At 66.1% G+C, this 23,490-nt stretch carries 20 protein-coding genes and 1 pseudogene; 12 read left to right on the forward strand and 9 right to left on the reverse strand.

All coding sequences use genetic code 11. From position 1 onward, the window contains the following. The first annotated feature begins 152 nt into the window (after window positions 1-152). Both B215_RS0109930 and B215_RS0109935 read left to right on the forward strand, forming a co-directional pair. Window positions 153-872 (forward strand): response regulator, encoded by a 720-nt coding sequence (locus B215_RS0109930; protein WP_019369497.1) that lies wholly within the window; start codon window positions 153-155, stop codon window positions 870-872. Next, entirely contained in the window at window positions 869-2,248 is a 1,380-nt protein-coding gene (locus tag B215_RS0109935; protein WP_019369498.1) for a sensor histidine kinase, read from the forward strand. The genes B215_RS0109930 and B215_RS0109935 overlap by 4 nt, the downstream gene beginning before the upstream one ends. A gap of 169 nt (window positions 2,249-2,417) precedes the next feature. On the opposite strand, the gene ndk is transcribed toward B215_RS0109935, so the two are convergent. Together ndk and B215_RS0109945 are read right to left on the reverse strand one after the other, a co-directional pair. Continuing rightward, entirely contained in the window at window positions 2,418-2,840 is a 423-nt protein-coding gene (gene ndk, locus B215_RS0109940; RefSeq protein ID WP_019369499.1) for a nucleoside-diphosphate kinase, read from the reverse strand. Window positions 2,841-2,914: 74 nt separating this feature from the next. Then, a complete protein-coding gene (locus tag B215_RS0109945) occupies window positions 2,915-3,355 on the reverse strand; it encodes a DNA polymerase III subunit chi (RefSeq protein ID WP_019369500.1) in 441 nt (146 codons plus the stop codon). A 164-nt stretch (window positions 3,356-3,519) separates the two neighbouring features. Between B215_RS0109945 and B215_RS0109950 the strand changes: the two genes are divergently transcribed. The 4 genes from B215_RS0109950 (at window position 3,520) to rsmA (ending at window position 9,070) form a co-directional block, all read left to right on the forward strand. Next, complete coding sequence (locus tag B215_RS0109950; RefSeq protein WP_037513554.1) at window positions 3,520-5,778, forward strand: LPS-assembly protein LptD; 2,259 nt, start codon at window positions 3,520-3,522, stop codon at window positions 5,776-5,778. 94 nt (window positions 5,779-5,872) lie between these two features. Continuing rightward, window positions 5,873-7,234: a peptidylprolyl isomerase gene (locus B215_RS0109955; protein ID WP_236704438.1), complete on the forward strand. Its 1,362-nt coding sequence runs from the start codon at window positions 5,873-5,875 to the stop codon at window positions 7,232-7,234. A 1-nt stretch (window position 7,235) separates the two neighbouring features. Next, window positions 7,236-8,249, forward strand: a complete 1,014-nt coding sequence (pdxA, locus tag B215_RS0109960; protein ID WP_019369503.1) for a 4-hydroxythreonine-4-phosphate dehydrogenase PdxA — start codon at window positions 7,236-7,238, stop codon at window positions 8,247-8,249. Next, window positions 8,246-9,070, forward strand: coding sequence for a 16S rRNA (adenine(1518)-N(6)/adenine(1519)-N(6))-dimethyltransferase RsmA (gene rsmA / locus B215_RS0109965; protein ID WP_019369504.1), 825 nt, complete (start codon window positions 8,246-8,248; stop codon window positions 9,068-9,070). Before pdxA ends, rsmA begins: the two co-directional genes overlap by 4 nt. Window positions 9,071-9,076: 6 nt before the next feature. On the opposite strand, the gene B215_RS0109970 is transcribed toward rsmA, so the two are convergent. Both B215_RS0109970 and B215_RS0109975 read right to left on the reverse strand, forming a co-directional pair. Continuing rightward, window positions 9,077-9,598, reverse strand: a complete 522-nt coding sequence (locus tag B215_RS0109970; RefSeq protein WP_019369505.1) for a hypothetical protein — start codon at window positions 9,596-9,598, stop codon at window positions 9,077-9,079. 29 nt (window positions 9,599-9,627) lie between these two features. Beyond that, window positions 9,628-10,815, reverse strand: coding sequence for an RsmB/NOP family class I SAM-dependent RNA methyltransferase (locus B215_RS0109975; protein ID WP_026009139.1), 1,188 nt, complete (start codon window positions 10,813-10,815; stop codon window positions 9,628-9,630). Between the two features lie 146 nt (window positions 10,816-10,961). Between B215_RS0109975 and B215_RS0109980 the strand changes: the two genes are divergently transcribed. After that, window positions 10,962-12,698, forward strand: coding sequence for a sensor domain-containing diguanylate cyclase (locus B215_RS0109980; RefSeq protein WP_162839596.1), 1,737 nt, complete (start codon window positions 10,962-10,964; stop codon window positions 12,696-12,698). Window positions 12,699-12,726: 28 nt separating this feature from the next. Here the strand turns inward: B215_RS0109980 and guaB are convergent, their stop codons facing one another. The 3 genes from guaB to B215_RS0109995 form a co-directional block, all read right to left on the reverse strand. Further along, window positions 12,727-14,184 (reverse strand): IMP dehydrogenase, encoded by a 1,458-nt coding sequence (guaB, locus tag B215_RS0109985; RefSeq protein WP_019369508.1) that lies wholly within the window; start codon window positions 14,182-14,184, stop codon window positions 12,727-12,729. Between the two features lie 76 nt (window positions 14,185-14,260). Then, entirely contained in the window at window positions 14,261-14,650 is a 390-nt protein-coding gene (locus B215_RS0109990; protein WP_152997787.1) for a hypothetical protein, read from the reverse strand. A 58-nt stretch (window positions 14,651-14,708) separates the two neighbouring features. Then, window positions 14,709-15,527, reverse strand: a complete 819-nt coding sequence (locus B215_RS0109995; protein WP_019369510.1) for an HpcH/HpaI aldolase/citrate lyase family protein — start codon at window positions 15,525-15,527, stop codon at window positions 14,709-14,711. A 51-nt stretch (window positions 15,528-15,578) separates the two neighbouring features. On the opposite strand from B215_RS0109995, the pseudogene B215_RS19950 reads away from it, so the two are divergent. The 3 genes and pseudogenes from B215_RS19950 to B215_RS0110010 all read left to right on the forward strand — a co-directional run bounded on the left by B215_RS19950 (window position 15,579) and on the right by B215_RS0110010 (window position 18,871). Continuing rightward, window positions 15,579-16,561 (forward strand): annotated as a pseudogene (locus B215_RS19950) (SPFH domain-containing protein). Between the two features lie 8 nt (window positions 16,562-16,569). Next, complete coding sequence (locus B215_RS0110005; protein WP_019369511.1) at window positions 16,570-17,028, forward strand: NfeD family protein; 459 nt, start codon at window positions 16,570-16,572, stop codon at window positions 17,026-17,028. 22 nt (window positions 17,029-17,050) lie between these two features. Continuing rightward, entirely contained in the window at window positions 17,051-18,871 is a 1,821-nt protein-coding gene (locus tag B215_RS0110010) for a DUF885 domain-containing protein (protein ID WP_026009140.1), read from the forward strand. Window positions 18,872-18,946: 75 nt separating this feature from the next. Here B215_RS0110010 and B215_RS0110015 read toward each other — a convergent pair whose 3' ends face one another. Then, complete coding sequence (locus B215_RS0110015; protein ID WP_019369513.1) at window positions 18,947-19,240, reverse strand: hypothetical protein; 294 nt, start codon at window positions 19,238-19,240, stop codon at window positions 18,947-18,949. Between the two features lie 161 nt (window positions 19,241-19,401). After that, the gene (locus tag B215_RS0110020) at window positions 19,402-21,021 is read right to left on the reverse strand and encodes a phosphoenolpyruvate carboxykinase (protein WP_019369514.1); all 1,620 of its coding nucleotides are present in this window, start codon (window positions 21,019-21,021) and stop codon (window positions 19,402-19,404) included. Between the two features lie 187 nt (window positions 21,022-21,208). On the opposite strand from B215_RS0110020, the gene B215_RS0110025 reads away from it, so the two are divergent. After that, on the forward strand, window positions 21,209-21,919 hold the full coding sequence (locus B215_RS0110025; RefSeq protein ID WP_019369515.1) for a response regulator transcription factor: 711 nt from the start codon (window positions 21,209-21,211) through the stop codon (window positions 21,917-21,919). Then, window positions 21,888-23,465 (forward strand): sensor histidine kinase, encoded by a 1,578-nt coding sequence (locus B215_RS0110030; protein ID WP_026009143.1) that lies wholly within the window; start codon window positions 21,888-21,890, stop codon window positions 23,463-23,465. The genes B215_RS0110025 and B215_RS0110030 overlap by 32 nt, the downstream gene beginning before the upstream one ends. Window positions 23,466-23,490: the final 25 nt, after the last annotated feature.

Below are 23,490 nucleotides of genomic sequence, written 5' to 3' on the forward strand. Positions count from 1 at the left end.
CCGGATCAGCCGGGCGGGAGCGCCAACGGCGTCGTTCTTCCGTCCCCGTCGGAAGTAAAAGCGCCTCCCCCGTCGCTTCACCACGGCGCCCGCGGATCTCCTCCCTCCCGCCCGGCTCTTCCCCCTTCCGCCGAAAGCGCTAGTCTGCTCCGATGTCCGACGTCCCCCACCTGCTGCTAGTCGACGACGAGCGATCGATCCGCGAGCCGCTCGCGCAATATCTTACGCGCCAGGGATTTCGCGTAACCCAGGCGGGCGATGCGGAAAGCGCGCGCGCGCGGCTGAACGCCTATGCGATCGATCTGGTAGTGCTCGACATCATGATGCCTGGCGAGGACGGGCTGAGCCTGTGCCGCCACATCCGCGAGACCAGCGAAACGCCGGTGATCCTGCTCACCGCTCGCAGCGAGGAGACCGATCGTATCGTCGGCCTTGAGATGGGCGCGGACGATTATGTGGTAAAGCCGTTCAGTCCGCGCGAGCTTTCGGCGCGTATTAAGGTGGTGCTGCGGCGCTGGTCCGCCGGCGGTGCGAAACAGCACCCACCGGAAACCGGCTCCTTCGCCTTTGCCGGCTGGGTGCTGCGTACCGGCGAGCGGACGCTGGTCGATCGCGAGGGCGTGTCGGTGCCGCTTTCCACCGGCGAGTATAACCTGCTGCTCGCGCTGGTCACGCGGCCGCGCCAGGTGCTTACCCGCGACCAACTGCTTGATCTTACGCAAGGGCGCGAGGCCGCGGCATTCGATCGCGCGATCGACAACCAGGTAAGCCGCCTGCGCAAGAAAATCGAAACCGACGCCAAGAACCCGTCGATCATCAAGACGGTGTGGGGCGGGGGCTACACCCTGGCGGCCGAGGTTACGCGGCTTTGAAGCGCTTCTATCCCACCAGCCTTGTCGGACGCATCGCGCTGTTGGTCGCGGCGGCGCTGTTCGTGGCGCAGGCGATCAACTTCACGCTGTTGCTGCACGAGCGGCAAAAAGCCCGCTTCGCGCTGGTGATCGTGCCGGCGACGACCCGGCTTGCCGATGCAGCGGAACGGCTGCTGACGTTGCAACGCGAAATGCCGGCAGAGCCCGGCGTCGCGAAGCGACGCTTCCTGTCGGATCCGCGCACCCATGTGCGCCTGCATCGCGACAATCCATTCGCAGACCAGCCCAATCGCCGCGCGGACGTGGAGCGCGACTTGCGACGCGGGCTGGAGGATGCAGGCCTGCGCGCGGGCACCATCGTCGCGGCGCTGCGGCCCGTCCATCCGCAACGCCTGCGCAACCCCAAGATGGATCCGCTCCGCGCCGAGCGGCTGCGGCGGATGGGCGCCGAAATGCTGGTGGCGGTGGAGCTGCCGGGCAAGGGATGGCTGACGCTCGCCACCCCATGGCCGCGCAGCGACTTCGGGCTGATCTGGCAACTCGCGGCGCAGACGCTGATCCTCTATGTCGTCGTGCTGATACCGGTGTTGCTGGTCGGCGGCCGGATTGCCCGGCCGCTGCGGACGCTCACCGATGCGGCGCGTACCTTCCGCCCCGGCGACGATACCCCGCCGCTGCGCGAGCGCGGGCCTAGCGACGTGCGCGCGCTGATCGCCGCCTATAACGCGCTCGGCCGGCGGGTAACGTCGATGCTGGACGAGAAGGATCGGATGCTCGGCGCGATCGGCCACGATCTGCGCACGCCGCTCCAGGCACTCCGCGTCCGCATCGAATCGGTGGAGGACGAGGACGATCGCGCCCGCATGGTCGACACGATCGACGAGATGAGCCGCACGCTGGACGACATCCTGTCGCTGGCCCGGCTGGGAAGGCCGAGCGAGCCAAACACCGATGTCGATCTAGGCGCGCTGGTCGATGCGGTGGTCGAGGACTTCCGCGATCTCGACCATGACGTGACGTTCGAGGAGCCGGCCAGGCTGAAGATGCGGTTGCGGCCCACGCTGATGCGGCGCGCGGTCCGCAACCTGATCGAGAATGCCGTCAAATATGGCGGCGGTGCGGAGGTGCGTCTGATCGCGGAGGCCGAACGCATCACGATCGAGGTTTGCGATCGCGGGCCCGGCATTCCCCCGGAGAAGATGGACGCGGTGTTCAACCCCTTCACGCGGCTGGAGGAGTCGCGCAACCGCAATACAGGCGGCATCGGTCTGGGCCTCGCGCTGGCACGGGCAATCGTCAGCGATGCCGGCGGCACGATCGCGCTTTCGAACCGCGAAGGCGGCGGGCTGGTGGCCACAATCACGCTCCCGCGGTGAGGCCGATCTCTGGCCCCTCCTGCCGGGAGGAGGGGTTGGGGATTCCGGAACGTTAGTAGGTCTCGGTGAGATACTGCCCACCCCCGCCCCTGAGGGGGACTCAAAACAAGAAAAAGCCGCGCTCCCATCGGAAGCGCGGCTCTTTGTCTCTGCCGAAAGAGTCAGCCGATCAGCCGACGATTTCTTCCGGCTTGAAGAAGAAGGCGATTTCGATCGCGGCATTTTCTTCCGAATCCGAACCATGGACCGAGTTGGCCTCGATCGATTCGGCCAGTTCCTTGCGGATCGTGCCGGGCTCGGCATTGGCCGGGTTGGTCGCGCCCATGATGTCGCGGTTGCGCTGCACGGCGTTCTCGCCTTCGAGCACCTGCACCACGACCGGGCCGGAAATCATGAATTCAACCAGGTCGTTGAAGAAGGGGCGCTCCTTGTGCACCGCATAGAAGCCTTCAGCCTGCTCGCGGCTCATCTGGATGCGCTTGGAAGCGACGACGCGCAGGCCGGCATCTTCCAGCATCTTGGTGACGGCGCCGGTGAGGTTGCGGCGGGTTGCATCGGGCTTGATGATCGAAAAGGTCCGGGTCGCGGCCATGGCCGTGCGGCTCCTATAGTTGGGGATGGGGAAAAGTTGCGGCTCCCTAGTCCCGGCGCCTCGGCAATGCAAGCTCAGGCGACTTGCGCCCAGCGTCCATTTTCGTCCTGCCGCCAATAGCGGCGATCGATGCCTTCGCGTTCGCCCAGCGCCCGCCAGGCGACTCGGGCGGCGGCGATATTGTCTTCATCGAAAAAGTGAAACACGCGATCGAAGGCGAGCGCCTCGTCGCGCCAAAGGCCGTCGATCAGCGCGACGTACCTGGCCCCGTTGGTCGCCAGCACCTGTCCGGCAATGAGGATGGGCTGCTCGGCATCCCACGCCTCGCCCGCCTCGCCATGGGGAAGGAAGCTGGCCGGCGCATAGCTCCAGAGCCGCTGATCGATCTGCTTGCGCAGCGCTTCCTCGCCTGCCACGACCAGCAGGCGCGCGCCACCCGCCAACACCTTTTCTGCGATCTGCGGCAGCACGCGCTCCAGCGGCGCCTTGGTGAGATGATAGAAATCGACCTGCATCGGGCCCCGATAGCCGCGATAGGCGTTCGGGCCAACGCATGCCGCCGTTGCGATGGCGCAACCGCTGCGATAGGGCGGCTTTTGGCGTACGGGGAGTTGACGCGAAGGTGGGAAGTATTGTGACGCGCAGGGCCCTGTCCGTTTCGGCCGCGCTCGGCCTGTGCCTGTCGGCCGAGGCCCGCGCGCAGCAGGCCGCCGAGCCGGTTCGGGCGCCCGCGGCCGATGCTGCCGCGCAGGATGTTCCCGCCGCAAACCTTCAGGATCGGCCGGTCGAACCGCCGCCGCCCTCACCAACCGGCCTGCCCGACGACCCAGACCAGGTGCAGTTCACCGCCGATACGCTCGATTATGACATGAACAACGACGTCGTCACCGCCAGTGGCGACGTGCGCCTTTTCCGCCAGAGCAACCGGCTCAGGGCGGACAAGGTGAGCTGGGATCGCCGCACCGGCAAGGTAACGGCGGAGGGCAACATTGCCGTGATCAACCCACAGGGGGATGCGGCCTATGGCGACCGGATCGAGCTGACCGACACGCTGAAGGACGGTGTGGTCGAGAATATGCTCGTCGTGCTCGAAGCCGGCGGCCGCATCGCCGCCGAGCATGGCCAGCGCAGCGACGGCGGCGTGATCACCGTCGAAAACGCCGCCTATACGCCGTGCACCGTCACCAACACGGCGGGGTGCCCCAAGGAGCCTTCGTGGAAGATCACTGCCGATCAGGTCGTCTATGATCCGAATCGGCGCCGACTGCGCTATCGCGGCGCCCGCATCGGCGTTTTCGGTTTTCTCACCCTGCCGCTGCCCGCTTTCTCGCATCCGGCCGGTGGACAGAGCGACTCCGGCATCCTGACGCCCGACGTGCGCTACAGCCGGGTTAACGGCTTCCAGCTCGCCGTGCCTTATTTCATCAGTTTGGCGCCCAACCGCGACCTGACCGTCACGCCGCGTGTGTTTTCCGATACGCTGCCGATGCTGCAGGTGGATTATCGCGAATTGAACAGCCTCGGCTCGTTCCGCGTCTCCGCCTATGGCACCTACAGCCGCCGCGCGGACGATCTCACCGTGTCGCAAACGCCATCGTCGCTGCGGAACGACGTACGCGGCTATTTCGATCTGCTCGGCCGCTACCAGCTCGATACTAACTGGTCGGTATCGGCATCTCTGCGGATGGCGAGCGACCGGACCTTCCTGCGCCGCTACGACATTTCCCGGGACGACCGGCTGCGCAACAACATCTCGCTCGAACGGATCGATGCCAACAGCTATTTCGTCGTCAACGCCTGGGCCGCGCAGACGCTGCGGATCACCGGGCCACAAGGGCTGCAGCCGATCGCGCTGCCGGAAATCGATTATCGCCGCCGCGTCGAGGAAAACATAACCGGCGGGCATTTCGATTTCGAGGTGAACACGCTCGCCCTGACCCGCACCGCAGGCCAGGATACGCAGCGCGCCTTTGCCAGCGCCCAGTGGAGCCTCCGCCGCCTGACGAATTGGGGGCAGGAAGTGACGTTCACCGGCTACGCCCGCGGCGACATTTACAACACCAGCGATTCGCTAACGACCAGCGTGATCAACTATCGCGGCGAAGACGGCTTCCACACGCGTGGGATCGCCGCGGCGGCGGTGGACGTGAAGTGGCCGTTCGTCGGCGCCTTTCTGGGCGGATCCCAGCGCATCACCCCGCGCGTGCAGATGGTTGCCGCGCCGCATCTCGCCAACATGGAGATTCCGAACGAGGACGCGCGCGCCGTGGATCTCGAGGATTCCAACCTTTTCGCGCTCAATCGCTTCCCGGGCTATGACCGGTTCGAGGATTCAACGCGGTTCACCTATGGCCTCGACTATGCGCTCAACCTGCCGGGCTTCAGCATCGATGCCAATATCGGGCAGAGCTATCGCCTGACCACCCGGCCCACCCTGCTGCCCAACGGAACGGGGCTGACCGACCGGCTCTCGGACATCGTGGGACGGACGGTCATCCGCTTCCACGATTTCGTCAGCTTCACCCACCGCTACCGGCTGGACAAGGACGGGCTGGCCGTGCGCCGCAACGAGCTCGACATGGCGCTCGGCTCACGCGCGACCTATGTCCAGATCGGCTATCTGCGGCTCAACCGGAACATCAGTGCCACGCTGGAGGATCTGCAGGACCGCGAGGAGCTGCGTCTGGGCTCGCGCGTGCAGATCGCGCGCTTCTGGTCTCTTTCGGGATCGACGTTGATCGACCTGACCGACAAGAACGAGGATCCCCTGTCCGCCGCCGATGGCTATCAGCCTATCCGCCACCGTATCGGCGTCTTCTATGAAGACGACTGTCTGCGTGTTGGGGCCACCTGGCGCCGCGACTATGCCACCACCGGTGACGCCCGCGCCGGCAATTCGTATCTTCTCACCCTCGCCTTCAAGAATCTGGGGCGCTAATACGGTGCGAACCGGAGGCGGGCGCTAAGCCTTGGTTCAGGCACAATTGACGATTAAGCGCAGCGTTTCCGAAAAGGATGAGGGCCGTTCTGAAGTGACTATCGCTGTGGGCAGAATTGCGGGCATGGGTGCCAAGTGGCTGGCGGGTGCCGGGATCGCGGCGCTGGCGACGGTGGCGCTTGCCCAGACGAATCCCGGCCAGGAGAGTGGGAAGTCGGCGAATGCGGGCCTCGATTTCCCTGCCGATGTGGAGATTTTCGGCAAGGCCGATCCGAACATTCGCAAGCCGACCGCAATCGTCAACGATTACGTCCTCACCGGCACCGAGGTTGACCACCGCGTCGCGCTGGTCACGGGCATGCAGAAGCTGACGCTGAAGCCCGAAGAGCGCGAGCAACTGAAGCTCGCCATGCTACGCCAGCTGATCGACGAGACGCTGGAGATCCAGGAAGCCAAGGCGAAGGACATCAAGGTTGATGCCCGCGAGATCGAATCCAGCTTCAGCCGCGTGTCGGCCCGCTTCCAGCGGACGCCAGAACAGATGCGCGCCTGGCTGCGCGAAATCGGTTCGTCGGAACGGTCGATCAAGCGCCAGATCGAAGCCGAACTGGCGTGGAGCCGCCTCCTGCGCAAGCAGGTGAACGTCAATGTCGGCGAAGCCGAAGTGAAGGCGATGATCGATCGCCTCACCGCCCAGAAGGGCACCGACGAATATCACGTCTACGAGATCTATCAGAACGCCACTCCCGATCGCGCGCAGGAAGTCGCGGGCGGGATGCAGAAGATGATCGAGCAGATGCGTCAGGGCACGCCCTTCGACTATCTTGCCCGTACCTATTCGCAAAGCTCCACGCGCGCCCGCGGCGGCGATCTGGGCTGGGTGCAGCCGGCGATGCTGCCCGATGGTCTCGCCCAGGCGGTGCAAGGGATGGAGCCGGGCCAGGTGGCGGGCCCGATCCCGCTCTCCGCCGGCTTTTCGATCGTGTACCTGGCAGACAAGCACAAGGTGGGCGTGGCCGATCCGCGCGACGCCAAGCTGAGCATCCGCCAGCTGTCGATCGCGTTCACCAAGGACATGACGACGCCGCAGCGGAACACGCGCGCGGAAGAGTTCGGCAAGGCCGTGCAGGCCATTCGCGGTTGCGGTGACGTGACCAAGGCGGCCGCCGGCATCAATGCCGAGGTGGTCGACCGCGATGGCATCGCGATCAAGGATCTGCCGCCAGCGTTGCAGAACATGGTTCTCCCGATGCAGGTCGGACAGGCGACGCAGCCGTTCGGCTCGCTTGAGGACGGCGTACGCGCCTTCGTGATCTGCGGCCGCGACGATCCGCCTCCTGCCTATACCCCGTCGGTGGAGCAGGTGCAGGAACAGCTGGAAGACCAGCGCGTCAACCTGCGCGCGGAGCGGATGCTGCGCGACCTGCGCCGCGACGCACTGATCGAATATCGCTGACATGGCGCCCGGCGCCTCCCGCCTGGCGCCGCTCGCCGTGGCTCTGGGCGATCCCGCCGGGATCGGCCCGGAGATCGTCGCCAAGGCCTGGAACGCGCGCGTTCTTCATTCGCTGCCACCTTTTTTCGCGGTGGGTGATCCAGGCTCGATCCAGGCGGTGTGGAACGGGCCCACGGTCACCATCGACACACCAAGCCAAGCGTTCGAGCGGTTCGACGACGCGCTGCCGGTGCTGCCGGTGCGGGATTCGGGCGCCAGTGTGCCCGGCCAACCAAACATGGCTTCTGCCGCAGTCGCGCTCCAGTCACTGGAAGTTGCGGTCGGCCTGGCAAGCGCCGGTGCCGCCGGTGCGCTGGTGACCGGTCCTGTTTCCAAGACCCAGCTCTATACGATCGGCTTCAACCATCCCGGGCAGACCGAGTTCGTGGCGGAGCGCTGCGGCGTCACCGCCGAGAATGCGGTGATGATGCTCGCGGGACCCAGCCTGCGCGTCGTGCCGATCACCGTTCATATCGCGCTGGCCGATGTGCCGGAACGGCTCACCATCGATCTCATCATCGCCAAGGCACGCGTCACCGCACGCGGGCTCCAGCGCAATTTTGGGATCTCCCGGCCGCGGCTCGCCTTTGCCGGTCTCAACCCGCATGCCGGCGAGAATGGCGCGCTCGGCCGCGAGGAAATCGACGTCATCGCTCCTGCGATCGAGCGCCTGCGCGCCGAAGGCATTGACGCGACCGGCCCGTTTTCGGGCGACACGATGTTCCATGCCCGCGCTCGCGCCACCTATGATGCGGCGCTGTGCCCGTTCCACGATCAGGCGCTGATCCCGATCAAGACCCTCCACTTCGACGACGGCGTGAACATCACGCTGGGCCTGCCGATCGTACGCACCTCGCCCGATCACGGCACCGCCTTCGGACTGGCCGGACGCGACGAAGCCAATCCCGGGGCGATGATCGCCGCCATCCGCATGGCCGCCAGCGCGGCACAACGCCGGAGCGACGCAGCGGCGTGACCACCCTTCCCCCGCTCCGCGACGTCATTGCCAGATACGGACTCAGCGCCAGCAAGGCGCTGGGCCAGAATTTTCTGTTCGACGGACAGTTGCTCGGCCGCATCGCGAAGGTGCCGGGCGCATTGGGCGATGCAGAGGTGTTCGAGGTCGGCCCCGGCCCGGGCGGGCTCACTCGCGCGCTGTTGCAGGCGGGTGCCCGCGTGACCGCGGTGGAGCGTGACCGCCGCTGCATCCCCGCGCTGGAGGAATTGGGCGGCTATTTCCCCGATCGCCTGCGCGTCATCGAAGGCGACGCGTTGCAGGTGGACGCTCCCGCCCTGTTCGCCGGCAAGCCGCACGTGGTTGCCAACCTGCCCTACAATGTCGGTACCGCGCTGCTGGTCGGCTGGCTTTCGGCCGAATGGCAGCCATGGTGGGCCAGCCTGACGCTGATGTTTCAGAAGGAGGTCGCCGAGCGCATCGTCGCTCCGGCGGGCAGCGAGCATTATGGCCGGCTGGCGGTGCTGGCACAGTGGCGGTCGACCCCGCGGATCGCGATGCATGTCCACCGGTCCGCCTTCACGCCACCGCCCAAGGTCATGTCTGCTGTCGTGCACGTCGTGCCCGCCGAGCCGCCGGAGGGAGTGCGCCTTGCCACGCTGGAGGCAGTGACGGCGGCGGCATTCGGCCAGCGCCGCAAGATGCTGCGGCAAAGCCTGAAAGCGGTGCCCGGCGCCCTCGCCGCGCTCGACGCGCTGGGCATCGATGCAAGCCGGCGCGCGGAAACCGTTACCGTCGCCGAATATGTCGCGATCGCCCGCGAACTCGGGCGGGCCGGCTAGGCCGGTTCAGGGCTTGGCGGCTTCCTTCGCAGGCACTGCCTTGGTCGCCGCATCGTTCGCAGCCACAGGGGTTGGCGGAGGCCCTTTGGCGATGCTGCCTGCAAGGGTGGTCGCATCGGCGCACGCGTTCTTGCAGATCGTCTTGATCTTGCCCAGATTTTCCTTTGCGCGCTCGATCGCGCCCTTCGCCACCATCGCCTCGCCCTGCCCGCGCAGCGCAGCCAAGTCGTTCGGTTCCAGCTTCAGCGCCTCGCCATAGAAGCGGATCGCCTTGCCGGGCAGGCTCTGCGTCCGCGCGATATCGGCAAGCAGCACGAACGCCTCGCGATTGCGTGGATCGACGGCCAGCGCCGTTTCCAGCAGGTCATTGGCCCCGCCCAGGTTGCCCGCGCCTTGCGCGGCGCGCGCCTGACGGACCAGTTCGAGCGAACGCGGATCGATCTGGCTATCCGGACGCTGAGCGCTGAGGCTGGAGGACACGGTAAGGACCAGCAGCGCCGCTGCCGCCGAAACTGCGGTGATCCGCATCAAAATCTCCGATAGACTGGAAGACGTTGCTAGCATTGCCGCACCATCTTCGCGACAAAAAAGCCATCGGTCGAGTCCTTGTGCGGGGTCAACCGAAGGCCGTGCCCGCGTAGCGCCCCGATCGGCGCATCCAGTCCAAGTGCCGTCCATTCGGGCTGCACGCCAAGGAAGCGATCGATCTGGCGCGCACCCTCCGCGTCAAGCAGCGAGCAGGTAATGTAGACCAGCGTCCCGCCCGCCCGTACCAGCCCGGCCCCGATCGCCAGCAGCCGCGCCTGCGTCTCGACATATTGGGCAAGCAACGGCGGCGTCAGCCGCCAACGCGCTTCGGGATTGCGCCGCCAGGTGCCGGTGCCCGAACAAGGCGCATCGATCACGACCAGATCGGCGCGTGCCTGCCAATCGCTCATCATGGCGCTTTCCTGTCCCGGGTTGAGCAAACGGGTGGCTGCGATCGTCACCCCGGCCCGCGTGGCCCGCGGCGCCAGGCGCGAAAGGCGCGGCCGATCGACGTCGCAGGCAAGAATGGCGCCCTTGTCCTCCATCGCGGCAGCCAGCGCCAGCGTCTTGCCTCCGCCGCCGGCGCAGAGATCGATCACCGCCATTCCTGGTTCGGCGCCGGCTAGATGGCTCACCATCTGGCTGCCGGCATCCTGCACCTCGATGCGGCCGTCGGCAAAGGCGGGCTCGCGCTCTACCGGCACGTCGGTTTCCAAGCGTAGGCCGTGCGGGACGAACGACAATGGCGTGGCACCGGCAATTTGTCCGGCAAGGGCGTCTCGTGTCGTCCGAAGCGCGTTCACGCGCAGATCGAGCGGCGCCCGATCGAGCAGAGCGTCGCGCTCCGCCTCATCCAGTCCCGAGTCCGCAAGGGCCTGTTCCAGCCAGGCAGGCGCCACACCCATCCGCGCCGGCGCTTCTCCCTCATGAACCGGCGCGGGTCCATAGCGCGAGCCATCGAACAGCGCGGCCAGTTCAGGCCGCACCCCGGCCAAGGCGATCATCGCCGCACGTCCGGTTTCCGGCGGCTCGCCGCACAGGCGAATGGCATCGTACACCAGGCCGCGGATCGCCCGGCGGTCTTTCGATCCGGCGAAGCGGCGCGCAGCAAAGGCGCGCGCCAACAGCACATCGGCGGCGGGCCCGCGGCTCCGCGCCGCCGTCACCACCTCGTCCAAAAGTTCGATCGCCATCTGGAGGCGCGCTGCTGGAGTCATGCATCCGCGCTAGGCGATTGGCGACGGCATGGGAAGCAGGGCGAATGATGATATGGCAAACGTATGGATAGCCTCCACGGCCAATCTCTTGTACCGTTTGCCTGCAAAGCATGCCTTGGGCGTGAGGGGTCGACGAGGAAGCGTTGGTGGACCGTTGGGGGGCGATCTTCGCCCTGTTCGTAGCAATCGCCGGCTTGATTCCCGGTGCAGCCTTTGCGGTGGGGGTGCCGCTGGACGGGCGTGTGTGCCATGTCGTAACGCCAGCCGCCGTGCCGGACGGCAATGCCTCCACGCTGCGGTTCACCTGCGGCGGCGAACCCAGCGGTTATCAACGGGGAAGCCTCTGGCTGCGTATTGATCCTGCTCGCTACATGCAGCCTGGCGAGACACCGACGCTGCTCGTGCACCACAGCCGGTTGGACAGGTTGGCCGTCGAGTTCCGCTATGTGGACGGCCCGGCCGAATGGCAGCAGGTGCGCAACGGCGCGTATGGGGATTTCTGGCGGCCGGGCGCCCAACTCGCCTTTTCGCCCGCGAACCGCAACGACCATGTCGCCGCGATCGTACTGCGCTTCGATCGCCTGGCCAGCCATCACCTGCTGCGGGTGCGGCTGGTTCCCTCCGGCGCTGCCGAGCGCCAGTCGGCGATGCTCGCCGCCTTGATCGGCGCTGCGCTGACGCTGCTGGCGATCGGCGCGATCTACAACCTCTCGCTGGCAATCGCGGTGCGGCGGCAATATCTGGCGTGGCAAGGCGCCTGGGCCGCCACGGTGTTCGTGTGGGGCACGCTGTGGTCGCAATTCGCGCTGCTGGTGGTGCCGGGCTTTGCCGGCAGCTTCTCCGCACAGGCTTCCACCTTCCTTTCCGCGAACGCGATCACGCTGGCGACGTTCAGCGCCGTCACCTCGATCCCGCGATCAATCCTGCCGAACTGGCTTCGAGGTGTCGCGCTCGCGTTGGGCGCGGCGGTGGGTATTCTCGGCATACCGACCAGTCTGGTGCGCAGTGCGTTGATCGACACCCTGGGTGCCATGCTAGGCATCTTCGTGCTGGCAGACCTGCTGGCGGTGGCGATCTGCCTCGGATGGGCGGTGCGGCGCGGCAGCGCAGAGGCGCGCGATCTCGTCGCCGCGTGGTCGGTGCCGATGGCGGCGCTGGCGCTCACCCAGTTCGTTGATCTGGGCAGTGCGCTCTGGGGTGGCGGCGCGCAGATCCTGGTGCTGTTCGCCGCCGCGTGGCAGACGATCTGGCTGTCCATCGCCGCCAGTCGTCGGCTAGCGCGCTTCCGCGCCGAACGCGATCGTGCTCTGGCGGCGGAAGCGCGCGCCAGCGAACTCGCCACACGCGATCCGCTGACCGGCATCCATAACCGCCGCGGCTTCGTTGCCGCCGTAGCACCGCTGATGCAGTCGGCGCAGCGCGACCAGACGCCCGTCGCGCTGCTGCTGATTGACATAGACCGATTCAAGGCGATCAACGATGTGCACGGCCACGAGGCCGGCGACAGCGTATTGTGCACCCTGGCCGATCGCCTCACGCGCTGGCAGGGCCCAATGTGTGCGACCGCGCGTTTGGGCGGCGAGGAATTCGCGCTGATGATCGGTCAGCTCGAGGGGCGGTCGCTGCTGCAATTCGCCGAGCATGTCCGCCAGGAACTCGGCGCCTGCGATCACCGGCAGGCGATCGGCGATCATCTCGTCACGGTGAGCATCGGCGTGGCCGAGCGGCGCGGCACGGCCGATTATCAGCAGCTCTACCGTCTCGCCGATCAGGCCCTGTATGTCGCCAAGGATGGCGGGCGCAACCGCGTGATCCATGCGGACTATCTGGGGCCGCCCTGCGAACCCCATAGCGGCAAGGACGGTGCCCAGGCCCGCCGCTGAGGCGGGCCCGCGCACCTGCTGCTGCTCATCACCGCGTAGGGTAGTTGGGCGCCTCGCGCGTGATCGTCACGTCGTGGACGTGGCTTTCCTTCAGGCCGGCATTGGTGATGCGCACGAACCGGGCCTTCTTCTGAAATTCCGGAATGGTGCCCGCACCGACATAGCCCATCGACGCCTTCACGCCGCCGACCAGCTGGTGGATAACATCGCGCGCCGGTCCCTTATACGGCACCTGGCCCTCGATGCCTTCGGGCACCAGCTTGAGCTGGTCCTTGATGTCCTGCTGGAAATAGCGATCGGCCGAACCCTTGGCCATCGCGCCGACCGAACCCATGCCACGATAGGATTTGTAGGCCCGCCCCTGATAGAGGAAGGTTTCGCCCGGTGCCTCTTCGGTCCCGGCGAGCAGCGATCCGATCATCGCCGCGCCCGCACCGGCGGCAAGCGCCTTGGCGATGTCGCCGGAGGTGCGAATGCCGCCATCGGCGATCACCGGGATGCCGGACTTGGCAGCCTCGTTCGCCGCCTCCATCACTGCGGTGAGCTGCGGCACGCCCACGCCGGCTACGACGCGGGTGGTGCAGATCGAGCCGGGCCCGATGCCTACCTTCAATCCGTCCGCACCTGCATCGATCAGGGCACGCGCGGCCTCGGCCGTGGCGATGTTGCCGGCGATCACCTGCACCCGGTTGGACAGTTTCTTCACCCGCTCCACCGCGCGGCTGACGTCCTTGTTATGGCCATGCGCGGTGTCGATCACCACCAGGTCGACTTCCGCATCGACCAGCGCCTCGGTACGGGCGAAGCCCTTGTCGCCGACCGTGGTCGCGGCGGCCACGCACAGGCGGCCGCTCGCATCCTTGGTGGCGTGCGGATAATTGACAGCCTTTTCGATGTCCTTGACCGTGATCAGGCCGACGCAGCGATAGGCATCGTCTACCACCAGCAGCTTCTCGATCCGGCGCTGATGCAGCAGGCGACGCGCCTCGTCCTGCCCAACGCCAAGCTTCACCGTCGCCAGGTTCTGGTGCGTCATCAGCTCGGAAACGAGCTGGTTGGGGTTCTCGGCGAAACGCACGTCGCGATTGGTGAGGATGCCGACGAGCTTGCCGCCCGCCTCGACGATGGGAATGCCGCTGATCCGGTGCCGCGCCATCAGCGCCTGCGCTTCCGCCAGCGTGCCGGTGGGTGCCATGGTGATCGGGTTGACCACCATGCCGCTCTCGAAGCGCTTGACCAGGCGAACCGCCTCGACCTGCTCTTCGATTTCCATGTTGCGATGCAACACACCAATGCCGCCAAGCTGCGCCATCACGATCGCCATGTCGGCTTCGGTGACGGTATCCATGGCAGAGGAGAGGATGGGGATGTTGAGCGCCAGCCCCTTGGTCACGTGCGTGCGGGTATCCGCCATGCTCGGAACGATCTCGGATTCGCCCGGGTAGAGCAGGACGTCGTCGAAAGTCAGGCCGAGGGGGATTTCCATGGGGAGCGCCAAATCCTTGAGTCGAGAGTTGGCGGCCCATGTAACCGCAAGGGGGGATCTGCGCTAGGGGGCAGGTTCAGGCGAGCACGGGGGGCACATCGGGGTAGAGCAGATCGCGTTCGCGCTGCACCTGGTTGCGGATGAACTCCGCCAGCCGCCGCGATGCGGCGACATAGGCAGGCCATTGCTCGATCGCCCGCGGTGTCGGCCATGCGCTGACATGATCGGTGTAGAACATGCGCATGTCCATGTTGCTGCCGCGCACCGCGCGCGCCGCTTCCGCTTTGGCGCCGCCCTCGCTCATCGCGGCGTTGACGAGCAGATCGATCGCGCGTCGTCGCGCTGCTACCGCGCGTGCCGTCTGATAGCGCGCGCGCGACAGCGCAGCGACGTCGACGCAGGGCAGCGCGAGCAGATTCTCGATCGCTCCGATCGCCTGGAGCAACGTCATGTCCAGTTCGTGCATGCTCTCCATGTTTCAACCATAGAAGGCGCTTTGATCCACCGCGGGCGCGTGCGCGGAATTATTCCGCAGATCCGGCACGCGCGAGGATGTATTCCGCCTGCGCGACATGCATTGCTTCGATCATGCGATCGCGGAATCGCTCGGCACCGCCTCTGGCAGCGGCGATCAGGGCCCTGGCATCCGCGATCTCTCCGGGGGTGGGTGCGAAGGCATCGGCGGCAATGGCGATCTGGCCGGGATGAATCAACGTTTTCCCGTCGAAGCCGAAGGCGCGTCCTTCGCGGCATTCGGCGGCCAGGCCCTCGGGATCGGTGAGGGCGTTGAACACGCCGTCCAGTGCCCAGGCCTCGCCCGCGCGCGCCGCCAGCACCACCGATTGCAGCGCCACCGACAATCCCGCCCGGCCCGCTCCAGAGGGTATGCCGAGGCTGGCCTTCAGATCGTTCGTGCCGGCGATCAGACCGGCGACGCCGGGCAGCGCCGCGATGGCCGCCGCCGCCAATACGCCCGCCGGCGTCTCGATCATCGCGAGCAGGGGTTTGCCGGCCGCTTCCGCAATCCTCCGCGCGGCCGCCGCATCCTCCACCTTCGGCATCACGATCATCGCCGCCGCAGAGGCTGCCGCCGCTTCGATATCGGCAGCATGCGCCGGCGTGCCCAATCCGTTGATGCGCACGGCGGCGATCCGATCACCGAAGCCGGTGGCAAGCGCTTCCACTGCTGCAGCGCGCGCAGCGTCCTTGTCTTCGGCCTTCACCGCGTCCTCAAGGTCGAGGATGATCATGTCGACCGCCAGGGTGCGCGCCTTGGCGATCGCGCGCGGGTTCGAGGCGGGCAGAAACAGCGCGGTGCGCGGCGCATGGGGGATGCTGGTCATGCGCCTTCCCTATGCTACCACGAGGCGGAATTGCGAGGGGAGTCGGACGGCATGGAGATCATTTCCGCGTTTCTCGTGGCGTTGGCGGTGCTGGTGGTGCTGTACCTGATCGCCAGCGTGAAGATCGTCACGCAAGGATATCAGTACACGATCGAACATTTCGGCCGGTTCACCAGCGTCGCCGCCCCTGGCTTCAACTTCTACCCCGCCTTCTTCTATCGCGTCGGCCGCAAGGTGAACATGATGGAGCAGGTGATCGATATCCCGGGCCAGGAGATCATCACTAAGGACAATGCGATGATCTCCACCGACGGGATCGTCTTCTTCCAGGTGCTCGATCCCGCCAAGGCCGCTTATGAAGTCTCGGACCTGTATGTCGCGCTGCTGCAGCTGACCACCACGAACCTGCGGACCGTGATGGGCTCGATGGATCTCGACGAGACTTTGTCGAAGCGCGACGAGATTAACGCCCGGCTGCTTTCCGTCGTCGATCACGCGACCACCCCCTGGGGCGTCAAGATCACCCGCGTCGAGATCAAGGACATCCGCCCGCCCGCCGATATCGTCAACGCGATGGGTCGCCAGATGAAGGGGAACGCGAAAAGCGCGCCAGCATCCTGGAGGCGGAGGGCGCGCGCCAATCGGAAATCCTGCGTGCCGAGGGGCAGAAGCAGGCCCGTATTCTCGAGGCGGAGGGCCGACGCGAGTCGGCCTTCCGCGACGCTGAAGCGCGCGAGCGCGCCGCGGAAGCCGAAGCCAAGGCAACGCAGCTCGTTTCGGACGCGATCGAAGCAGGCAGTTCCCAATCGCTCAATTACTTCATCGCGCAAAAATATGTGGAAGCGGTAGGCAAGTTCGCCACCTCGCCCAACGCGAAGACGATCCTGTTCCCGGTGGAAGCGACGCAGTTGATCGGTACGCTGGGCGGCATCGGCGAACTGGCCAAGGACGCGCTTTCCGGTGGCGCGCCCAAACCCCCTGCCCCGCCGGCACCCGCGCCGCGCCGGCCCACCCCCTTTGAGCAGCAGGGCTGATCGAGTCGGTGGACTGGCTGCAACACCCTGCCCTGCTGTGGCTGATCGGGGCCGTCCTGCTCGGCATCGTCGAACTTGCGGTGCCCGGGGTGTATATCGTGTTCTTCGCGATCGCTGCGGCACTGACCGGGCTGCTGGCGTTGCTGCTGCCGGACCTCGGGCTTGCCGGCCAGCTGGTCGGCTTCGCAGCCTGGTCGGTGGCCGCAGTGCTGATCGGCAAGCGTTGGTATCACGACTTCCCCGTGGCCAGTGCCGATCCCATGCTGAACGATCGCATCGCACGGATGATCGGCCAGGTCGTCACCGTCGTGGAGCCGATCGATGAAAATGCCGGGCGAGTCCGTGTCGGCGACGGCGAATGGCCAGCCCGCGGCCCGCTGGCAGCAGCCGGCACCCGCGTCCGGATCACCGGCGCCGACGGCACGATGCTGCGCGTCGAGCCCCTGCCCACCCTTCCCCAGAACTGACAACCGAATAGAGGTCGATTTCATGCGTACCACTCGCCGAGACGTGTTGCTTGGCTCCAGCGCGGTGCTGGCCACCGGCGCACTCGCCGCCCCCGCCTTTGCGGCTTCGGGCGCCGCCGAGGATTCCGCCAAGGCACTGATCGATCGCACGGCAGAGGCGCTGCTGGCGCTCAATCCCGAAGGCGCGACCGGGCTGGGCATCGACAAGGGCACGCGCGCTGCACTGAAGCATCAGCTCGGTGATCGCTCCCCCGCAGGCGTCGCGAAGATGGCTGCGCACCTGAAGGCGACGCTTGCCGACATCGATCGCGTCGACCTGAAGGCCGTGAGCCCCGAAATGCGGGTCCATCTCGATGTGATCCAGGCGGCCTATGCCAATGGGCTGCAGGGCATGGCGTTCCCCTATGGCGACGTTTCCGTCGGCGGCTGGCGCAACGCACCCTATGTCGTCGTTCAGAATGTCGGCGCTTATATCGATGTGCCGCGGATGCTCGACAGCGATCACCAGATCGCGACGCGCGACGATGCCGATGCTTATTGCGACCGTCTCCAGGCCTATGCCGGTGCGCTGGATGGCGAGACTGCGCGGCTGAAACAGGCTGCGTCGGTAGGCGTGATCGCCCCGGACTTTCTGCTCGACAAATGCCTGAAGCAGATCCGCCTCGCCCGTAGCGGCGATCCCGCGACATGGGACGTGGTGACCTCGCTCGCCAAGCGCACTGCGACGATGCCCGGCGGCTATGAAGCGCGCGCCGCGAAAATCGCCGCGAGCCAGGTTGCGCCAGCGCTCGATCGCCAGATCGCCGAGTTGGAACGTCACCGCGCCCGCGCGACGTCGGATGCCGGCGTGTGGAAGTTCAAGGACGGCGACGCTTATTATGCTTGGGCGCTGAGCGCCGGCACCACGACGACCATGTCGCCGGATGAAGTGCACGAAATGGGCAAGGCGCAGCTCGCCGAACTCCAGTCGGAAATGGATACGATCCTGAAAACGCTCGGCTATACGCAGGGGAGCGTCGGCGCCCGAATGCGGGGGCTCGCCACCGATCCGCGCTTCGCCTTCCCGGAAAGCGATGCCGGCCGCGCCGAGATCATCCGCATCCTGCAGGACAGCATCGACGACATGCGCAAGCGAATGCCGCAGGCGTTCCACACGCTGGTACCGGGAAACGTGGAAGTGAAGCGCATCCCGCCGGTCGAGGAAGCCGGCGCGGCAGGCGCCTATGGCGGACCCGGCACAATCGACGGCAAGGTGCCGGGCCGCTTGTGGATCAATCTGCGCTCTACGGGCATCTGGACCCGGTTCAGTCTGCCCGACCTGGCCTATCATGAAGCAATCCCCGGCCATGCCTGGCAGGGGGAATATACCTTCAAGATGCCGCTGATCCGCTCGCTCCTCCAGTTCAACGCCTATTCGGAAGGCTGGGCACTCTATGCCGAGCAATTGGCCGACGAACTGGGCGTGTACCAGGCGAACCCGGCGGCGAAGCTCGGCTATTTGCAGTCGCTGGGCTTCCGGGCGTGCCGACTCGTCGTCGACAGCGGCCTGCACGCTAAGCGCTGGACGCGCGATCAGGCGATTCGCTGGTTCGTGGAGGCCAATGGCTCTTCGGAGGACGAAGTGCAGGGAGAAGTGGACCGCTATTGCTCCTGGCCGGGCCAGGCATGCGGCTACAAGGTCGGCCATACCGCGATCAACCGTCTCCGCGACGGGGCCAAAGCCGCACTGGGTGACCGGTTCGACTTCCGCGCCTTCAACGATGCGCTGCTGCTCGGCGGCAATGTGCCGATGACGGTGCTGGGGCATGTCGTCGACCGGCACGTCGCGGCGCGGAAGGCCTGATGCGGAGACCAGACAGCTAGCGTCTTTTCAAGTGAACCGCTTCCCTAGAGCGTTTTCGCTTATGGTGAAAACGCCCTAGGGAAGCGGCGCGAGGTCCGGTTCGACGAAGCCGCGCCGCGCAGCCACCGAAAACAATCGATCGCGGCTATAGAAGCGCAACGGCCAGTCGCGCCGCCCCATCGGCGCGTCCAATAGCCCGCTCACCCGATCGAGCAGTTCGGCCTCGACACACGCCGCGCAATATTGGCGCACGCCGGCAAGGTACACGCGGGTGATCGTCTCGTGATAGCCTTGGTGATCGTCGTTGGTCCCGCCAAGGCTTTCGTTGTAGCGTCGGATGAGCGCGCCGATCTCGACATCGACATCCACGTCTGGCCGCTCGGTAAGCAGATAGAGGCACGCGGCAAGATGCGCTTCATGCGTCCATTCCGCGCGGGGAAGCGTGCAGGCAAGCAGACCCTCTCCGACACGGGCGATCGCCGCGGCGCTGGCGAAGCGCCGCGGCGGTAAGGGCTCGGGCGCGCCGCCGCTCAGGCCAGGGCCCGCGCTTTTGGTGCGGCAGAGCGTACGCCTTGTTCGACATGGTCTTCGAACTGGGCGAAGTTCTCGACGAACTGATCGACCAGCTTCTCGGCCGTGGCATCATATTCGGTCTGGTCCGGCCAAGTCTCGCGCGGGTCCAGGATCGCCGCGTCCACGCCCGGCACCGCCACCGGCACCTCGAAGCCGAAATAGGGATCGATGCGGAACTCGGCCTGGTTCAGGCTGCCGTCGAGCGCGGCGTTGAGCAACGCGCGCGTCGCCTTGATCGGCATGCGATGGCCGATGCCGTATTTGCCGCCGGTCCAGCCAGTGTTGACCAGCCAGCAGGCGACATTGCCTTCCGCGATCCGCTTCTTGAGCAGGTTGCCATAGATTGAGGGGTGTCGCGGCATGAACGGCGCGCCGAAGCAGGTCGAGAAGGTCGCCTCGGGCTCGGTCACGCCGATCTCCGTGCCCGCCACGCGCGCGGTGTAGCCCGAGAGGAAATGGTACATCGCCTGTTCGGGCGTCAGCCGGGCAATCGGCGGGAGCACGCCATAGGCGTCGGCGGTGAGGAAGATCATGTTCTTCGGCACCGGTCCGAGATTGTCGGCCGAGGCATTGGGGATGAAATCGATCGGGTAGGAGCCGCGGCTGTTCTCGGCGAGGCTCGCATCGTCGAGGTCGAGTGCGCGCGTCACCGGGTCCATCACCACATTCTCCAGCACCGTGCCGAAACGCTTGGTGGTGGCGAAGATCTCCGGCTCGGCCTCGGGCGAGAGACGGATCATCTTGGCATAGCAGCCGCCCTCGAAGTTGAAGACCGCGGTGTCCGACCAGCCATGCTCGTCATCGCCAATCAGTGTGCGAGTGGCATCGGCCGAGAGCGTCGTCTTGCCGGTGCCTGAGAGGCCGAAAAAGATCGCGGTGTCGCCTTTCGGTCCAATATTGGCCGAGCAGTGCATCGGCATGATGCCCTGCTCGGGCAGCAGATAGTTGAGCAGGCCGAACACGCTCTTCTTCATTTCGCCGGCATACGCGGTGCCGCCGATCAGGATCAGCTTGTCAGTGAAGCTCACCGCGATCACCGTCTCGCCGCGGGTGCCGTGGCGCGCGGGATCGGCGCGGAAGCTCGGCAGGTCGATGATCGTGTATTCGGGAACGAAGTCCGCCAGCGCTTCCGCTTCGGGCCGAACCAGCATCGTGCGGATGAACAGATTGTGCCAGGCGAGCTCGTTGATCACGCGCACCTGCACGCGATGCTCCGGCTGCGACCCGCCATACAGGTCCTGGACGAACAGTTCGTCGCGCTTGCCCAGCTCGGTGAGGAAATCGGCCTTGAGCGCGGCGAAATGCGCGGGTGTCATCGCCTGGTTGGTCTTGCCCCACCAGACGCTGCTCTCCGTCTCGGCATCCCGCACGATGAATTTGTCCTTCGCAGATCGCCCGGTATGTTTGCCGGTAGCAACGACCAAAGGACCATCGGCCGCCAGCCGCCCTTCGCCGCGGCGAAGAGAGTGTTCCACCAATGGTGCGGTAATCAGATTCCAGTGCAGCGTTGCACCGGTAACAAAACCCTGCTCGCCAAGATCGTGGCGCGATTGCCGATTGCTCACCCAAACCTCCATATTTATTATTACGCCATTTATATGACAAAACAGACGATTTGCCGTTGGCGCAACTTTATTGCGGACCATTGCTTGCATGGAGGCCGGAGCGGGGTCAATCCGCGTTAACGTTGTCAGGTTGTTGAGGCGCGCCGAACTTTGGTCTAACGGGTGGTATGATGATTTTGCGCCAGCCCAGGGCCGCCGGATGACTGCGACGATCGCGCTGGTCGACGACGACCGCAACATCCTGACCTCCGTATCGATCGCGCTTCAGACCGAAGGCTTTCTCACCCGCGTCTATTCGGACGGCGAAAGCGCCCTGAAGGCGCTTATCGAAAACCCGCCCGAGCTGGCGGTGCTCGATATCAAGATGCCCAAGATGGACGGGCTGGAACTGCTTCGACGCCTGCGCGAGAAGAGCAGCATCCCGGTGATCTTTCTCACCAGCAAGGATGATGAGCTGGACGAAGCGCTCGGCCTGGCGATGGGTGCGGACGACTATATCGCCAAGCCCTTCTCGCAGCGCCTGCTGATCGCTCGCATCCGTGCGATTCTCCGCCGCACCGAGCCTGCACAACCACTGGCCGAGGGCGCCCCGCCGGCGGAGCCCGCCGAGGTGCTGGAGCGCGGACGACTGACGATGGATCCGGCGCGTCACAAGGTGACCTGGGGCGGCATCAACGTCACGCTCACCGTCACCGAATTCCTGATCCTGGAAACGCTTGCCCAGCGCCCGGGCATCGTCAAGACGCGCAACCAGCTGATGGACGCCGCGTACCAAGACGATATCTATGTCGACGATCGCACGATCGACAGCCACATCAAGCGCGTCCGCCGCAAGTTCCGGCAGGTAGATCCGGAATTCGACGCGATCGAGACGCTCTATGGCGCGGGCTATCGCTTCTCGGATGAATGACGAGCGCGACCTGGCGCTGCGATGGTCGGGCCGGGTCAGCCTCACGCCACGGATCCTGGCGGTCAACATCTTCGCGTTGGCGCTGCTGTGCGGCGGGTTCTTCTATCTCGACAGCTATCGCAGCCGCATCGTCGACAGCCGCGTCGAGCAGACCAGCCGCGAGGTGCGGCTGATCGCGCAGGCGCTGGCCTCGGCCACCGACAAGCGCCGCGACCTGCTGGTGCTCAGCCTCGCGCGCGACATGGGCACGCGCATCCGCCTCTATGATCCGCAGGGCAAGCTGCTCAGCGACAGCCGCGAGCTCGGCCTGCGCAACCTGGTGCTGCGCGATCCGGACAAGGATCCGGTGGGGCAGACGATCGCCCGCTTTCTCGATGCGGTGATCGACAAGGTCGCCGGTGCCGATCGATCGCCGCTCTATCGCGAGCGCCCGCGCGACGCCGGACTTAACTGGCCCGATGTGCGCACCGCGCTGGAAACGCATGCCGCCGCCGCTACGGTGTGGCGCGCGCCCGATCGCACGCCCGTCATCACCGCCGCCGCGCCGATCACCGGCCTGGGCGTGGTGATGACGGCCTTCAACGCCCGCGACATCACGCAGACGGTGCGTCTCGAACGTTATCGGCTGGGCGTCGTCCTCGGCATTGTCTCGCTGGTTTCGGTGCTGCTCTCGCTGTTCCTGGCGCGCACCATCGTCCGGCCGCTGCGCCGGTTGGCGCTGGCCGCCATCCGCGTGCGGCTCGGCCGGGCCCGCGAAGTGGTGGTGCCGCGTCTGCCCGAACGGCGCGACGAAATCGGCATGCTCGCGCGCGCCCTGTCCGACATGAGCCAGGCGCTGCGGGCGCGGATCGATGCCACCGAAACCTTTGCGGCGGACGTGACGCACGAACTGAAGAACCCGCTGGCCTCGCTCCGTTCCGCGGTGGAAGGGCTGTCGACCGTCAAGGATCCGGCTTTCCAGGCCCGGCTGCTCGATATCGTGCGCGACGACATCCACCGGCTGGATCGCCTGATCACCGACATTTCCGAGGCCTCCCGGCTGGATGCCCAGTTGAGCCGCGCGACTTTTGAGCCATTCGACCTCGGCGCGCTCCTCGCCGCGTTGGTGGCGCAGCGCGCGGAGCGCGGCACGCTCGGCGATGTGCGGCTGCGTTTCGATCGACCGCGCGGGCAATCGATGCAGGTCATGGGAGAGCCGGCGCGCCTGGAACGGGTGTTCGAAAATCTCATCGAAAACGCCCTCTCCTTCTCTCCGCCCGGCGGCCTGGTCGCCATCGCGGCCGAGCAGGAGGAAGCGGGGATGCTCGCCGTCCGCATCGAGGACGAGGGCCCCGGCGTGCCGGAGGAGGCGCGCGAAGCGATCTTTCGCCGCTTCCATTCGGTGCGCCCCTCCAGCGAAGCGTTCGGCCAGCATTCCGGTCTCGGCCTTGCCATTGCGCGCACCATCGTCGAAGGCCATCAGGGCAGCATCGTGGTGGAATCGCGGGAAGACAGGCTCAGCGGCGCGCGGTTCGTGGTTCGTCTTCCGCTGGCGGAGCAACCATGAGCGCCCTTGCCAGTTCCTCCCGCTT

The sequence above is a fragment of the Sphingomonas sp. ATCC 31555 genome, from assembly GCF_000282895.1.
In the GTDB taxonomy this organism is placed as follows: domain Bacteria; phylum Pseudomonadota; class Alphaproteobacteria; order Sphingomonadales; family Sphingomonadaceae; genus Sphingomonas.